This window comes from Allobosea sp. GW822-FHT05A11 (genome assembly GCF_058800455.1).
In genome coordinates this window covers 98080-111873 of the sequence record NZ_JBXAMI010000002.1, presented here as the reverse complement: position 1 = coordinate 111873, position 13794 = coordinate 98080, and the positions used below count along the sequence as shown (strand labels likewise).

At 67.1% G+C, this 13794-nt stretch carries 13 protein-coding genes; 4 read left to right on the top strand and 9 right to left on the bottom strand.

Going from position 1 to position 13794, the window contains the following annotated elements:
* Positions 1 to 5: 5 nt before the first annotated feature.
* The 7 genes from trpD to AC1RLU_RS05930 all read right to left on the bottom strand — a co-directional run bounded on the left by trpD (position 6) and on the right by AC1RLU_RS05930 (position 6969).
* The gene (gene trpD / locus AC1RLU_RS05960; RefSeq protein ID WP_492794446.1) at positions 6 to 1019 is read right to left on the bottom strand and encodes an anthranilate phosphoribosyltransferase; all 1014 of its coding nucleotides are present in this window, start codon (positions 1017 to 1019) and stop codon (positions 6 to 8) included.
* Positions 1020 to 1034: 15 nt separating this feature from the next.
* Positions 1035 to 1652, bottom strand: coding sequence for an anthranilate synthase component II (locus AC1RLU_RS05955; RefSeq protein WP_492794445.1), 618 nt, complete (start codon positions 1650 to 1652; stop codon positions 1035 to 1037).
* 90 nt (positions 1653 to 1742) lie between these two features.
* The gene (locus AC1RLU_RS05950; RefSeq protein ID WP_492794444.1) at positions 1743 to 3254 is read right to left on the bottom strand and encodes a helicase HerA domain-containing protein; all 1512 of its coding nucleotides are present in this window, start codon (positions 3252 to 3254) and stop codon (positions 1743 to 1745) included.
* Between the two features lie 112 nt (positions 3255 to 3366).
* The gene (locus AC1RLU_RS05945; RefSeq protein ID WP_492794442.1) at positions 3367 to 3645 is read right to left on the bottom strand and encodes a YARHG domain-containing protein; all 279 of its coding nucleotides are present in this window, start codon (positions 3643 to 3645) and stop codon (positions 3367 to 3369) included.
* 99 nt (positions 3646 to 3744) lie between these two features.
* Positions 3745 to 4050: a hypothetical protein gene (locus AC1RLU_RS05940; protein WP_492794441.1), complete on the bottom strand. Its 306-nt coding sequence runs from the start codon at positions 4048 to 4050 to the stop codon at positions 3745 to 3747.
* A 69-nt stretch (positions 4051 to 4119) separates the two neighbouring features.
* Positions 4120 to 5157: an AMP-binding protein gene (locus AC1RLU_RS05935; protein ID WP_492794440.1), complete on the bottom strand. Its 1038-nt coding sequence runs from the start codon at positions 5155 to 5157 to the stop codon at positions 4120 to 4122.
* Between the two features lie 9 nt (positions 5158 to 5166).
* Positions 5167 to 6969, bottom strand: a complete 1803-nt coding sequence (locus AC1RLU_RS05930; protein ID WP_492794439.1) for an extracellular solute-binding protein — start codon at positions 6967 to 6969, stop codon at positions 5167 to 5169.
* A 293-nt stretch (positions 6970 to 7262) separates the two neighbouring features.
* On the opposite strand from AC1RLU_RS05930, the gene AC1RLU_RS05925 reads away from it, so the two are divergent.
* Positions 7263 to 8048, top strand: coding sequence for an invasion associated locus B family protein (locus tag AC1RLU_RS05925; RefSeq protein WP_492794438.1), 786 nt, complete (start codon positions 7263 to 7265; stop codon positions 8046 to 8048).
* Positions 8049 to 8227: 179 nt separating this feature from the next.
* Here the strand turns inward: AC1RLU_RS05925 and hspQ are convergent, their stop codons facing one another.
* On the bottom strand, positions 8228 to 8557 hold the full coding sequence (gene hspQ, locus AC1RLU_RS05920) for a heat shock protein HspQ (RefSeq protein WP_061968025.1): 330 nt from the start codon (positions 8555 to 8557) through the stop codon (positions 8228 to 8230).
* A 374-nt stretch (positions 8558 to 8931) separates the two neighbouring features.
* Positions 8932 to 9981: an HpcH/HpaI aldolase/citrate lyase family protein gene (locus AC1RLU_RS05915; RefSeq protein ID WP_492794437.1), complete on the bottom strand. Its 1050-nt coding sequence runs from the start codon at positions 9979 to 9981 to the stop codon at positions 8932 to 8934.
* 304 nt (positions 9982 to 10285) lie between these two features.
* On the opposite strand from AC1RLU_RS05915, the gene AC1RLU_RS05910 reads away from it, so the two are divergent.
* From AC1RLU_RS05910 to AC1RLU_RS05900, 3 genes are all read left to right on the top strand, one after another.
* A complete protein-coding gene (locus tag AC1RLU_RS05910; RefSeq protein WP_492794435.1) occupies positions 10286 to 11404 on the top strand; it encodes an acyltransferase family protein in 1119 nt (372 codons plus the stop codon).
* A gap of 118 nt (positions 11405 to 11522) precedes the next feature.
* Entirely contained in the window at positions 11523 to 12494 is a 972-nt protein-coding gene (locus AC1RLU_RS05905; RefSeq protein ID WP_492794433.1) for an AEC family transporter, read from the top strand.
* Positions 12495 to 12565: 71 nt separating this feature from the next.
* Complete coding sequence (locus tag AC1RLU_RS05900) at positions 12566 to 13687, top strand: CaiB/BaiF CoA transferase family protein (protein ID WP_492794432.1); 1122 nt, start codon at positions 12566 to 12568, stop codon at positions 13685 to 13687.
* The last annotated feature ends 107 nt before the right edge of the window (positions 13688 to 13794 follow it).

The window sequence follows — 13794 nt, the reverse complement described above, 5'->3', positions numbered from 1 at the left end:
CGGCCTCACGCGTTCGAGGCTTTGACGAGCGCGGCGAGCGTCGCCTTGGCCTTGCCGGAATCGAGCGCGGCCGTCGCCTGGGCGAAGCCGTCCTTCAAATCCCGGGCCTTGCCGGCGACGAGCAGCGCCGCAGCCGCATTGAAGGCGGCGATGTCGCGGAAGCCGGTCTTTTCGCCGGCGAGCACGGCGTTGAGCGCCGCCGCGTTCTCCTCCGGCGTGCCGCCGCGCAGGACTTCGGGCTTTGCAGGTTCAAGGCCGACATCGGTGGGGCTGATGGAGAAGCTTTCGATCTTCCCGTTCTCCAGCGAGACGACACGGGTCGGGCCTGTCGTGGTGATCTCGTCGAGCCCATCCGAGCCGTGCACGGCCCAGACGCGGGTCGAGCCGAAGGAGGCGAGCACCTTGACCATCGGCTCCAGCCAGGTCTCGGAGAAGGCACCGATGAGCTGGCGCTTGGCGCCGGCCGGGTTGGAAAGCGGGCCGAGCAGGTTGAAGATCGTGCGCGTGCCGAGCTCGGTGCGCACCGGCGCGACATGGCGCATCGAGGCATGATGCGTCGGCGCGAACATGAAGCCGACGCCGGCCTCGCGGATACAATGCTCGGTCGCAGCCGGATCAAGCCCGACCTTGACGCCGAGCGCGGTCAGCACGTCGGCGGCCCCGGAGCGCGAGGAGGCGGCGCGGTTGCCGTGCTTGGCGACCGGCACGCCGCAGGCCGCGGTGATGATCGAGGCCAGCGTCGAGACATTGTAGGAGCCGGAGGAATCGCCGCCGGTGCCGACGATGTCGATCGCCTCCGGCGGGGCCTTGACGGTGAGCATCTTGCCGCGCATCGCGCTGGCGGCACCGGCGATCTCGTCGATCGTCTCGCCGCGCACGCGCAGCGCCATCAGGAAGGCGGCCGATTGCGCGTTGGTGACCCCGCCCGAGAGGATGGTGTCGAAGGCGTCGCGCGCTTCCTCGCGCGAGAGCGTCGCGCCGGTCGCCACCTTGGCGATGAAGGGTTTGAAATCGTCCATGGGAACTCTGCGGAATCAGGCTGAAGGGGTCAGGGCGGAGGCTTCGCGTTCGCTCTGCCACCGCTCCGCGAGGTCGAGGAAATTCCGCAGGATCGTCGCGCCATGCTCGGAAGCGATGCTCTCCGGATGGAACTGGACGCCGTGGACCGGCAGCTCCCGGTGCGAGAGCGCCATGATCAGGCCGTCATCGCTCTCCGCCTCGATCTCGAAGACATCGGGGCAGGAGGCTCGCTCGACCACGAGCGAGTGATAGCGCGTCGCCTGCAGCGGTCCGTTGATGCCGCGAAACAGCCCGCGCGCCCGGTGGCGGATCGGCGAGACCTTGCCATGCATCGGCAGGGGCACACGCACCACCTCGCCGCCGAAGGCCTGTCCCATCGCCTGCAGGCCGAGGCAGACGCCGAAGATCGGCTTCTTCCCCGCGCCTTCGCGGATCAGGTTCAGGCAGATTCCGGCTTCATTGGGCGTGCAGGGGCCGGGCGAGAGCACGATCGCGTCGTGGTCGCCGGCAAGCGCCTCGTCGACGGTGAGCGCATCGTTACGCCAGACATCGACCTCGGCGCCCAGCCCACCGATGAGGTGGACCAGGTTCCAGGTGAAGCTGTCGTAGTTGTCGATCAACAGAACGCGCATGGCCGGACCCGTGAATACGGCTTGAGGTCATGCACGTTCGGGGGCGGGGTGGTCAAGTTTCGCGCGGCCGAATGACCGGGCGATTCCTCCTCACCCTCGCGCGCTGCGCGGCATGCCCGCCGTGCGCGGCTGCGCCAGCCCCGGCGCGGTCTCGACGCCGAGCGTCGGCAGGGCAAGCGTGCGCTGCCCTCTGAAATCGACATGGCAGACGATCAGCCCGCGCTCCTCGATATAGCTGAGCACGCGGCGCGCGCGGCTCGGCGAGGCGCTGCCATAGATCTCCGCGAGCTCGGCATCGCTGGGGCAGGGCCGGCCCTCGATGGCGGTACGGGCGATGAAGAGGAAGAGCCCCTGCAGGTCTTCCGGCAACGTGCCGGACGCCGCCACAGCCGCCTGCCAGCCATCGCTCGTCGCGATGCTGTCGCTGACGCCGGCCCGCGCCACGGCGAGCCTGCGGCGGAACTCTTCGAGGCTGAGTTGCGTGCGGCCGAGCCGGCGCATCCGGCAACGTACGGTGAAGTCCTGGTAGAGCACCGCGACCTGGCGCGAGCGCGCCTCGGGATCGGCCATCAATTCGCGCAGGATCTCGACCATGATCGCCTCGCGCTCGGCCGGCTCCAGCTCGATCTCGGGTTCCGGCTCCGCCTGCGGGGCAGGGCGATAGTTCTCGATTCGGCGCAGCACCTCGGTCGGATCGGGCTTGGGACGCGGCGCGGGGCGCACCGGACGGGCCATCGGCAGCGGTTCGTCCTCGCCGCGCGTGAAGATCAGCTTGCCGGCCTCCTCCGGCGCCTGCTCCGGCAGCGGCATCAGGCCCGGCGCGCCACCGCGATCGACCGAGGAGACCGCGCCGATCCGGATCGGCAGCGGGCGCTTCGACAGGGCGGGGCCGAGCGCGACGAACTGGCCGCGTTCGAGATCGCGGAACATCTCGGCCTGACGGCGGTCCATGCCGAGCAGGTCGGCGGCGCGGGCCATGTCGATATCGAGGAAGGTGCGGCCCATCAGGAAGTTCGAGGCTTCCGCTGCGACGTTCTTGGCAAGCTTGGCAAGGCGCTGCGTCGCGATCACGCCGGCAAGGCCGCGCTTGCGGCCGCGGCACATCAGGTTGGTCATGGCGCCCAATGAGAGCCGGCGCGCCTCGTCGGAGGCCTCGCCCGCCATCACCGGCGCGAAGAGCTGCGCTTCGTCGACCACGATCAGCATCGGGAACCAGAGCGAGCGGTCGACATCGAAGAGCCCGCCGAGGAAGGCGGCGGTGGCGCGCAACTGCTCGTCGGCTTCGAGATTTTCGAGATTGAGCACCACCGAGACGCGGTGCTGGCGCACGCGCAAGGCAACGCGCTGCAATTCGGCCTCGCCGCATTCGGCATCGACCACGACATGGCCGAACTGGTCGGCGAGCGAGACGAAGTCGCCCTCGGGATCGATGATCGCCTGCTGCACCAAAGGCGCGCTCTGCTCCAGCAGGCGGCGCAGCAGATGCGACTTGCCCGAGCCGGAATTGCCCTGCACGAGCAGACGCGTCGCCAGCAATTCGGCGAGATCGATCAGACCGGGCTCGCCGGTCCTTGTCGTTCCCATCTCGATTGCGGTGGTCATGCGGGCGGTGAGTCGTCGTGTTGGATCGGGCGCGGAGATGCGGCCGGCGCTTCTAGCACGGCCTTTCCTTCGCTGGACGCAGGGCTGCCCTGCCTTCCACAGGCAATCGGCTTCAGCGCGGGCAGCGCAGGGCGCGCTCCTGCCGGACGATGTCGGCGATCACCCGGTGGTCATTGGCCGAGAGCGGCAGGTCCTCGACATCGTCATATTGGCAGCCGGCATTGCCGAAGGCCGCGATGGCGCGTTTCGTCCGGAAGCAATAGCCCTGCGCCTTGTAGATCTCGTTGCGCGCCGTCCACAGGTCGGCGCAGGCCTGCGGGTTGGCGAGCGCCGGCCCCGAGCCGCTGGTAAGCAGGGCGGTCGCGAGAAGCGAAAGGCAAAAGCTGCGCATGGGGCGGTCTCTCCGACGATTGAGTCGGGAGCTTTGCGGAGCGGGTTGGCGAAGGCAACCTGGGAATGCCGGAGTGTGGGGCTGACACGTGCCCTGCCGTCACGGCTTCTTCATCTCCAGGCAGGTCAGGACCTCGACATAGCTCGGAGGCCCGCCGAAACTGGCACTTTCGACACAGGTCGTCCGGGCGCCCGGCTGGAACTGGTTCCAACGTGCGGTGAGCGCGGCGCGGGCGCGTTCCTCGTCGCCCTGGCAGGCTCTGGCGGGGCGGCCGATGTCGATGCCCGATTTGCCGACATCGCGGCAGGACGCGGCGATGTCGAAGCGCGGCGGCGAATCCGCCACCTGAATGATCGCAGGAGATGTGCTGGAGAGAGACAGAAGGACGAGACCGGCGGCAAGCATGGCTGCCACTCCAAAAAGGACGCCCTGTCGGTCAACGCGAAGCCGCCGCCGAAGTTCCGGATGAAGGCGCTATTCGGCCGGCGAAGGTCCCTGCCGTTTGCTGACCGTGATATCGCGGGCCGAACGCGCCTCGATATCGACGATGGCGACGTCCGGCCGGTCGATGGCCGGGAAGCTGCGCGCCTCCGTCGCCCGATGGACGAAGACCAGGCTGGCCAGCGCCGGATGCCCGGCGAGTCGCGAATGCGCCAGCGCAGGCTCCATGGCGCCCGGCAGGACCAGATGGACGCTGCGCCCGCCCTCGATACAGGCCTCCAGGTCGCCGAGGCTGAACAGGCCGAGCGGCAGGAGTTCCAGGCCGCTCAGCATCGCCATGCCCGGCCCGCTCGCCAGCGCAGCGAGGTCGCCGCCGACCAGCGTCGTCACGATGCGCGACGAGACGGTGGGCTTCAGCGCCCGCGAGATATCCAGCGCCTTGCCGAGCAGTTCGCGTTCCGGCAGCGCGATCGGCCCTTGCAGCGACAGGCCGTCAGCGATCTGCAGCGCCGGCCGCTCCATCATCTGCGGCAGGGGATGCAGCGTCGGGCTGGCCATCAGCACGTCGAGGGGGGCGACGCCATCGGGAACATCCGGCCCGAAACCGCCGACGAAGCGCGTGCCGAAGGCCCGCATCGCGAGGTTGCGCAACGTCAGCAGCGGCCGCAAGGGTCCGACCCGGCTGACGCCGACCGCCATCACCGCGCCGGACGCCTCGATCAGCGCCAGCAATTCGAGCTCGTTGCCGTGCAGCGGCAGCATCAAGGGCGAAAGCCCCGCACGCAGGCTCGCCAGGATCGAGATGATCGCCTCGGGCCCGAGCGGCGCCAGGATCGCGACGCTCGCGCCCGGCGTGCCCTTGTTGATGGCGAGCAGGCGCGCCAGCCGGTCGATGCGCTCGTCGAGGTCCAGGAAATTGATCGAGCCGGGCTTCACGTCGCTCCAGCCGCGCCGGCCCGGCGGATCGCGCAGGGCCGCATCGTAGCCGCGGGTCCGGGTCAGGGCCGCGAGCAGGGTGTCGAGATCGAGACCGTCGAGCAAGGCGGAGGCTTCGTCCTGGTCTGCCCGCATCGACAAACCCTAGTTCGCCGGAGCCGGTGCGGCCGGGAGGCGCGCCAGCGTTTCGTTGGAGAGGAAATAGGCCGGCTGGCGCCCCGCGAGCACGACGCCACGCGCCAGTGCGATCCAGCTATCGGGCAGGTAATACAGCGGCACAACGTAGAAGCCCGAGATCAGCAGTCGGTCGAGCGCCCGCACCGCCGCGACGAAATCCTCGCGCTCGCGAGCCCCGAGCAGGGCCCGCAGTACGGCGTCCACGGCCGGGGATTTCACGCCGGCATAGTTCAGGGCGCCGTTGCGGGCGGCATTGGCCGAGCCCCAGCGCCCGATCTGCTCGTTGCCGGGCGAGGCCGAGGCCGGCCATGTCCACTGGATCATGTCGAAATCGAAGGTCGACAGCCGCCGCCAGTACTGCACGTCGTCGATCAATCGCACGGACACCGCGATGCCGAGCCGGGCGAGCGACTGTGCGTAATTGAGCGCGAGCCGCTCCTGCGGCCGGCTGGTGACGGTGATCTCGAAGGCGAAGGGCTCGTCCTTGCCGTTGCGCAGCACGCCCTCGCGCAGGACGTAGCCGGCCGTCTTGAGCAGATCGAGCGCCCTGCGCGCCTGCTCGCGATCGCGGCCCGAGCCGTCGGTTTCGGCGGGCCTCCAGCTGCCGGCGAGAATGTCCTCGCGCACCGCGCCCGGAAAACCGGCGAGCAGGGCCTTCTCCCGTCCGTCGGCCGGGACGCCGAGTGCCGAGAGATCCGAATCGGAGAAGAAGCTGCCGGCCCGGCGATAGACGCCATGGAACAGGTTGCGGTTGACCCATTCGAAGTCGAACAGCAGGCCCAGCGCCTCGCGCACCCGGACATCGGCGAAGATCGGCCGGCGCGTGTTGAAGACCAGGCCGGTCATGCCCTTGGGCGTGTCGAAATGCAGGGTTTCCTGCCGGATGCGCCCGTCATGCACGGCCGGCACGTCGTAGCCGGTCATCCAGCGCGTCGGATCGCCCTCGAGGCGCACATCATAGAGCCCGGCCTTGAACGCCTCGAACAGCGCATTCGAATCCCGGTAGAAATCATAGCGGATCTCGTCGGCATTATAGAGCCCGCGCGTCACAGGATGGTCCTCGGCCCAGAAATCCTTGCGCCGTCTCAGCGTGAGCGATTCGCCGGGCCGGACCTCCTCGACGCTATAGGCGCCGGAGCCGAGTGCCGGCCTGAAGCTGGTTTCGCCGAAGGTTTCGGCGTTGGTCGCATGCTTCGCGAAGATCGGCATCGCGCCGATCACCAGCGGCAATTCGCGGTTGGAGCCGTCGCCGAGCTCGAATTCGACGCGCCGGGGCGAGGGCGCCGAGACCTTGGTCACGCGGCCGAGGCTGGAGCGATGGAAGGGCTTGCCCTTCGTCTTCAGCATTTCGAAGGTGAAGATCACGTCCTCGGCGGTGACCGGCTTGCCGTCGGAGAACCGGGCTCGCTCGTCGATCTCGAAGGCGAGCCGGGTGCGGTCCGCGTCGAGCGACACCCCCGAGGCAAGCAGGCCGTACGCCGTGAAAGGTTCGTCCGCCGAGCGGTAGAGCAGGCTCTGCTGGACGTATTTCGGCACGGCATCGGGCGCGACGCCGAGTACGACAAGCGGATTGAGGCTGTCGAAAGTTCCCTGGATGCCGAGAACGATGCGCCCGCCCTTCGGAGCCTTGGGGTCGGCATAGGGCAGGTGCGCGAAGCCGGGCGGCAGGGCCGGCTGGCCATGCATGGCGATGGCGTGCCGCAGCGGGGCCGAATCGGCCAACGCGCCGCCGCCGCGCGCCAGGGCGACGAACGGGGCCAAAGCCAGCATAAGGTTGACCCCGCGGCGGTTCATCGCCTGGGGCAATCGAAGAAATTCCATCTCGCGACCTGATTCCCTGCGCAAGAATAGCATGGGCACAGCATGGTCACGCAGCTATTCGGGCTGGAATCCTTGGTGCGAACTCGCTAAAGGCGAGGGCAGGGTGTCATTCAAACGCCTCAATCGGCCTTGATGTGCACGGCTTGCGATGGCCGGCGCCCCATGCGATTGGGCCATCAGCGGTGACGCGCGCGGCTTGCGAAGTCGTGATCCCGAATTCGCTTGATAAGGAAAGACAAGGAATGTCCGCTTCGTATCGCCTGTCATCATCTGCTCTGGGCCTCGTGCTCAGCGCGGCCATCGGCTTCGCGCCCGTCGTGGCCTTCGCCCAGGCTCCGGCGCAGCGCCCGGCTCCGTCCCGTCCGGCTGCCCCGGCCCAGCAGCCTGCCGCTCCGGCCCAGCCCGGCGCTGCCGCGGCCACCGGCCCGACCGTCGTCCAGGTCAAGCCCGAGCCGTCGCAGACGAGCTGGACCAAGGTCTGCGGCAAGGACCAGGGCGCCAACAAGGAAATCTGCTACACCACGCGCGACTTCGTCTCGGATCAGGGGCAACCGGTGCTGGCCGTCGCGATCTATGACGTCAAGGGCGACGCCAACAAGATCGTGCGCTTCCTGATGCCGCTCGGCCTGCTGCTGCAGCCCGGCATCCGATTCGGCGTCGACAGCGCCCAGCCGACCGGCGGCCGCTACGCCATCTGCTTCCCGAACGGCTGCTTCGCCGAGGCGCAGGTCAAGGACGACTTCATCAACGCGATGAAGAAGGGCACCAACCTGAACGTTAGCGTCCAGAACCAGGGCGCTCGCGAGCTGACCTTCACCATCCCGCTCGCCGATTTCGCCAAGGGCTTCGATGGCGCGGCGATCGACCCCAAGGTGCTCGAGGAGCAGCAGAAGCAGTTGCAGGACGAACTCGGCAAGCGCCAGGAAGAGCTGCGCCAGCGCCTCGGCGCCGGCGGCGCTGCCGCTCCGGGTGCCGCCCCGGCCCCCGGCGCCGCGCCTGCCGTGCCCGCGACCCCGCCGAAGCCCTGAGCCACGGCGCTACCGCCTGAAACAGAAAAGGCCGGTCCCTTGCGGGGCCGGCCTTTTTCTTGGGGCGCTGGAGTCTGCGGATAGTTGCGGGGTGGTTTTGGTCAGCCCTTTGTCGTTCCGGGTTCGCACCTGCGGCGCGCCCTGGAATGACAACCGTAGGTTACGAAAGGCAGCCGGCTTCAGTTCAAATCGGCACGGTCCAGCTTGTAGCGGCCCTTGCGATCACGCCGGAAGAACTCCCTGGCGCGGGGATGGCGCACGGGTTCGCCGGAATCGTCGTCGACGAGATTCTGCTCGGAGACATAAGCGACGTATTCCGCCTCCTGGTTCTCGGCGAAGAGATGGTAGAAGGGCTGGTCCTTCGACGGGCGCATGGCCTCCGGGATCGCCATCCACCACTCCTCGGTATTCGAGAAGACCGGGTCGACGTCGAAGATCACGCCGCGGAACGGGTAGATGCGGTGCTTGACCACCTGCCCGATCCTGAACTTGGCCGAACGCGCTTCCATGACTGATCCATCGTGAGCCGGCCGATGCGCCGCCGGCTGGAGGTTGTTAGGGGTTATGGGACAGGTTTGATGAGGTCAAAACGCCGGAGATGGGAGGAGCATCGCGCAGCCGATACCGCTGGTATCGGCAAGCGGTGCGAAGCTGCAGTTCCGGCGTTTTCACCTCACCCACAGGGCGCGGCGCTTTTGCGCGACTGCTGTGTCGTTCTTCGTAGCAAGCCGGAAGGCTTGCGTCCTCGAACTCCTGGCATTCGCGCAAAATCGCTCGCGTCAAACCTGTCCCATAACCCCTAACAACCTCTAGGTCTTGCCGCCTTGCGCAAGCAATGCGTCGTAAATGCGTCGAAATCAATCGATCGGGACCGTTTGTCCCATCACATTCCGTAGCGCTCAGCCAGATCGAGATCGCGCGCAGCGACCTGCCGGGCAAGGTCGACGATCACCTTCGCCTGTTTCCAGGTGGCGTCGTCCTGCATCTTGCCGTCGATCATCACTGCGCCTGAGCCGTCCGGCATCGCCTCCAGAATGCGCCTGGCGAAGGCGACTTCCGTGGGGTCCGGGCTGAAGACGCGCTTGGCGATGGCGATCTGCGAAGGGTGCAGCGTCCAGGCGCCGGCGCAGCCGAGCAGGAAGGCGTTGCGGAACTGCGCCTCGCAGGCGGCTTCGTCGGCGAAATCGCCAAACGGGCCGTAGAACGGCTTGATCCCGGCCGCGGCGCAGGCATCGACCATCTTGGCCAGCGTATAGTGCCAGAGGTCCTGCTGTGCGACGGCCCGCGATCCGCCATCGGGGGAGGGGTCGGCGATCACCTTGTATTCGGGGTGCCCGCCGCCGACGCGTGTCGTCTTCATCGCGCGCGAGGCGGCGAGGTCGGCGGGGCCGAGGCTCATGCCGTGCATACGCGGCGAGGCGGTCGCGATCGCCTCGACATTCTTCACGCCCTCCGCCGTCTCCAGGATGGCGTGGATCAGGATCGGCTTGCGCAATTGGTGCCGCGCCTCGAACTGCGCCAGCAGCTGGTCGACATAGTGGATGTCCCAGGGGCCCTCGACTTTCGGCACCATCACGACGTCGAGCTTGCCGCCGATCTCGGCCATGATCGCGCTGATGTCGTCGAGAAACCACGGCGAATTCAATGCATTGACGCGGGTCCACAAGCTGGTCTTGCCGAAATCGACCGCCTTGCCCATGGCGATGAAGCCGTCGCGCGCCGCCTGCTTGGCCTCGACGGGAATCGCATCCTCGAGATTGCCGAGCACGATATCGACCTGTCCGGCGAGTTCGCCGACCTTGGCGCGGACCTTCTCCAGATGCGGCGGCACGAAATGGATCATCCGCTCGAGCCGCTGCGGCAATTCGCGGAAGGGTTCCGGCGCGCCGATCGCGAGCGGGCGGAAGAACTGGCGCGGCGTCCTGGTCGTCATCGGCGGCTCCGTTTTGCGTTGCAGCATTGTGAACCAGATCGCGACGGCCCGTCCATGATGCTTTTGGAAGCAGGCGGATAATGTGCCTAGGCTATTATTCCTTTGTGTTTTGGTGAGTATAATTTCCTAGGCATTTTATCTTGCTTCGACGAAGCCGAACGTGGCGGGCGTTCCGGTGCCATTGCGGACGGGTAACCATCGCCGGGCTTTGTCCCGGTCGAACGGCGGTTATCCGCTATAGTGCCCGGTGTCCGACGCTGGAGGGGTCCGGCGCCGCCCTTGCAGCGAGCGACATGCGAGTTTCATGACCAAGCCGGAAACCGCCGCCCCCAGCCTGCGGCTCGAAACCCTCGACGCGCTGCGCCTGCTGGCGGCCCTGGCCGTGTTACTGTTCCATTTCGGCTTTCGGGGCCTGTCGCTCGGCGTGACCGATATCGCGCTGCCGGCCTATGAGCCCGTCCTGAAATACGGCTATCTCGGCGTGCAGCTTTTCTTCGTGATCAGCGGCTTCGTGATCGCCTATTCCGCGGAAGGGCGCACGCCGCTTCAGTTCGGCATCGCCCGTTTCGCGCGGATCTATCCGACCTTCGTCCTGTGCATGACCATCACCTTCCTGGTCGTGGTGGCCTTCGGTGCTCCGCGCCTGCACGCGACGACAGGCCAATGGGCCGCGAACCTCCTGATCAAGCCGGAGCTGATCGGGAAGCAGGCCCTTGATGGCTCGTACTGGTCGATCTTCTACGAGGTCGTCTTCTACGCCTGGGTTTTCGCCTTCATGGCGGCAGGCCGGTTCAAGCGCGCGAACTATCCCGCGATCGTCGTCGGCTGGCTGCTGATCTCGGTCATCGACCGGGCGACGGTCTCCAGTGGCGTGATGCGCTATCTGCTCCTCACTGATCAGAGCGCCTTCTTCTGCGCCGGTCTCATCCTCTATGCCGCCTTCCGCGATGGCTATGATCGCAAGATACTGGGTTTGCTGGCCCTGTGCACGGCGGTCGCGATCTTCCAGTCGCTGCAACTCGCGCAGTGGAACCGGGAGAATTACCAGGTCGCCTACAGCGATCTCGTGGTGGCGGCGTCCTGTATCGTGATCTTCGCGACCGTTGCCGCTTCCATCCGGTTCCCGCGCCTGCCGCTGCCCTCGCGCCTGATGCTGGCGATCGGCGGCCTGACCTATCCCCTCTACCTGCTCCACCAGCATATCGGCTACGTCGTCTTCAATCTGGCCGGCGCCATGCTCCCGCCCCTGCCTCTGGTGATCCTCGTCACACTGGGGCTGATCGCCTTCTCCTGGCTGATCTGGCGCTTCTTCGAGCGTGCCGCGCAGAGCTGGACGAAATCTGCGTTGACCGGGCTGGTGAACGGGGCTCTCGCCTTGCTGTCAGGGAATGGCGCGAAGCGGAAGGAAGGGATTGCCAACTGATCACGGTCGGGATTTAGGCTCTGGTCGATCGGTTGGATTGTTTCGTGCAGGAAATCTGGTCGTTCGTGGATCACCCGGCCTCATGGGCCACCCTGACGCCAGGATCGCTCGCTTCCCGATGGCCGACCTTCTCAGCATCTTCAATCTGGTCGCCCCGTTCTTCGGGCTGATCCTGCTCGGCTTCGCCATCGGCCGCTACAAGCAGTTGCCGGAGGAGGGGCTGGCCTGGCTGCAGTTCTTCCTGATCTATGTCGCGCTGCCGCCGCTGTTCTACCGCCTGATCGCCGACAAGCCGCTGAGCGAGCTCGCCAACTGGAAGTTCATCGCCGGCACGACCTTCGCCACCTTCTGCGCCTTCAGCCTGTCGCTGGCGATCGGGTTGAAGGCCGCCAAAGGCGACCTGCCGCAGGCGGTGATGCAGGGCGTCGCCGGGGCCTATTCCAATATCGGCTATATGGGCCCGCCCCTGATCCTGGCGGCGCTGGGGCCGGAGGCGAGCGCGCCGGTCGTGCTGATCTTCGTCTTCGACAGCGTGCTGCTGTTCTCGCTCGTTCCGCTGCTCATGGCGGTCGCGGGCGTCGAGAAGAAAAGCCTGCTCGCGACCGCCGGCGAGGTGGTCTGGCGGGTGCTGACCCACCCGTTCAACGTCGCGACACTGGCCGGCGTGCTGGCGAGCTATCTGAAGTTCGAACTGCCGGTGGCGCTCGACCGGATGGTTTTGTGGCTGTCGCAGGCCGCCGCGCCCTGCGCGCTCTTCCTGCTCGGCGTCACCGTGGCGCTGCGTCCGATGAAGACGATGCCGGCAGGCGTCCCTGCGCTGGTCTTCATCAAGCTCCTGCTGCATCCGCTCCTGGTCTGGGTGCTGCTCTCGGCACTCGGCGGTATCCCGACCAACTGGATCTATGCCGCAATCATCATGGCGGCGCTGCCGCCGGCCCTGAACATCTTCGTCATCTCGACGCAGTACAAGGTCGGGATCGAGCGCGCCTCGGCCTGCATCCTCGTCGGCACCATCGTGTCGATGGTCACGCTGTCGGGCTTCCTGTGGCTGGTGAAGACGGGCAGGATAGTGGCTGACTTGTTTCACTGAAGCATTTTCAAGCGAAGTGGCCGCCGGTTCGCGTGAAGAAAATGCGATGAAGCAAAGAATCAGGGACACCGATGCTGCCGCTGGACGACCTGCTGGTCCTCGATTTCTCGACGCTCCTGCCCGGGCCGCTGGCGAGCCTCTTCCTCTCCGAGGCCGGCGCGCGCGTCATCAAGATCGAGCGGCCGGGCGGCGAGGACATGCGCGGTTTTCCGCCGCGCTTCGGCGAGACGGCGGCGCCTTTCGCGGTGCTCAACCGCGGCAAGGATTCGGTCGAACTCGACCTCAAGGCGCCCGATGCGCTGGCGCGGCTGACTCCGCTGATCGCGAAGGCCGATATCCTGATCGAGCAGTTCCGGCCGGGCGTGATGGAACGGCTCGGCTTCGGCCATGAGGCGCTGAAAGCGATCAACCCGCGTCTGATCTATTGCTCGATCAGCGGCTATGGCCAGCACGGCCCGCGCGCCCAGGAAGCCGGGCACGACATCAACTACCAGGCGCTCGGCGGCCTGCTCGGCCAGTCCTTGAAACGCGGCGAGCCGCCGCCGTTGCCGCCGCCGCTCGTCGCCGATATCGCCGGCGGCACCATGCCGGCCGTGCTCAACATCCTGCTGGCCTTGCGCCAGCGCGACCGCACCGGGCAGGGCTGCCATCTCGACATCGCCATGGCCGATGCGATGCCGACCTTCGCGTGGTACGGGCTGGCGCAGGGGCAGGTCACAGGCTCCTTCCCCGATGGCGGCGAGGGGCTCCTGACCGGCGCGAGCCCACGCTACGGCCTCTATGCCACCGCCGATGGCTGGTTCCTCGCGGTTGGCGCGATCGAGCCCAAGTTCTGGCAGGGCTTCTGCGAGGGCATCGGGCTCGACGAGAAGTTGCGCGACGACCGCCGCGACCCCGAGGCGACGCGAACCGGCATTGCCGCCATCATCGCGAGCGAAAGCGCTGCCTATTGGCGTGCGCTGGTCGAGCCGCTCGATTGCTGCTGCACGGTGGTGCGGACGCTGGAGGAGGCGGTCTCCGATCCGCAGATGTCGGCGCGCGGCCTGCTCGATGCGCAGGTCGAGGAGCCCGGCGGCCGCCGCCTCGTCTCGACGCCGTTGCCGCTGGCGCCGGTCTTCCGCGAGCAGGCGGCCGGATTGCGAAAGGTCGCGGCGAGCGGGGCCGACACGCGTAGGATTTTGGGGGAAAGCTGATCTGACCCAGCCGTCATTCTCGGGCGGAGCGAAGCGCAGACCCGAGAATCTCTCGCAGAATAGAGCGCCTCTTTCAGCCTGAGATGCTCGGTGCAAGCCCGAGCATG

Coding starts and splice junctions, on each gene's coding strand:
- trpD (WP_492794446.1), bottom strand. CDS start 1,019: ATGGACGATTTCAAACCCTTCATCGCCAAGGTGGCGACCGGCGCGACG.
- AC1RLU_RS05955 (WP_492794445.1), bottom strand. CDS start 1,652: ATGCGCGTTCTGTTGATCGACAACTACGACAGCTTCACCTGGAACCTG.
- AC1RLU_RS05950 (WP_492794444.1), bottom strand. CDS start 3,254: ATGACCACCGCAATCGAGATGGGAACGACAAGGACCGGCGAGCCCGGT.
- AC1RLU_RS05945 (WP_492794442.1), bottom strand. CDS start 3,645: ATGCGCAGCTTTTGCCTTTCGCTTCTCGCGACCGCCCTGCTTACCAGC.
- AC1RLU_RS05940 (WP_492794441.1), bottom strand. CDS start 4,050: ATGCTTGCCGCCGGTCTCGTCCTTCTGTCTCTCTCCAGCACATCTCCT.
- AC1RLU_RS05935 (WP_492794440.1), bottom strand. CDS start 5,157: ATGCGGGCAGACCAGGACGAAGCCTCCGCCTTGCTCGACGGTCTCGAT.
- AC1RLU_RS05930 (WP_492794439.1), bottom strand. CDS start 6,969: ATGCTGGCTTTGGCCCCGTTCGTCGCCCTGGCGCGCGGCGGCGGCGCG.
- AC1RLU_RS05925 (WP_492794438.1), top strand. CDS start 7,263: ATGTCCGCTTCGTATCGCCTGTCATCATCTGCTCTGGGCCTCGTGCTC.
- hspQ (WP_061968025.1), bottom strand. CDS start 8,557: ATGGAAGCGCGTTCGGCCAAGTTCAGGATCGGGCAGGTGGTCAAGCAC.
- AC1RLU_RS05915 (WP_492794437.1), bottom strand. CDS start 9,981: ATGACGACCAGGACGCCGCGCCAGTTCTTCCGCCCGCTCGCGATCGGC.
- AC1RLU_RS05910 (WP_492794435.1), top strand. CDS start 10,286: ATGACCAAGCCGGAAACCGCCGCCCCCAGCCTGCGGCTCGAAACCCTC.
- AC1RLU_RS05905 (WP_492794433.1), top strand. CDS start 11,523: ATGGCCGACCTTCTCAGCATCTTCAATCTGGTCGCCCCGTTCTTCGGG.
- AC1RLU_RS05900 (WP_492794432.1), top strand. CDS start 12,566: ATGCTGCCGCTGGACGACCTGCTGGTCCTCGATTTCTCGACGCTCCTG.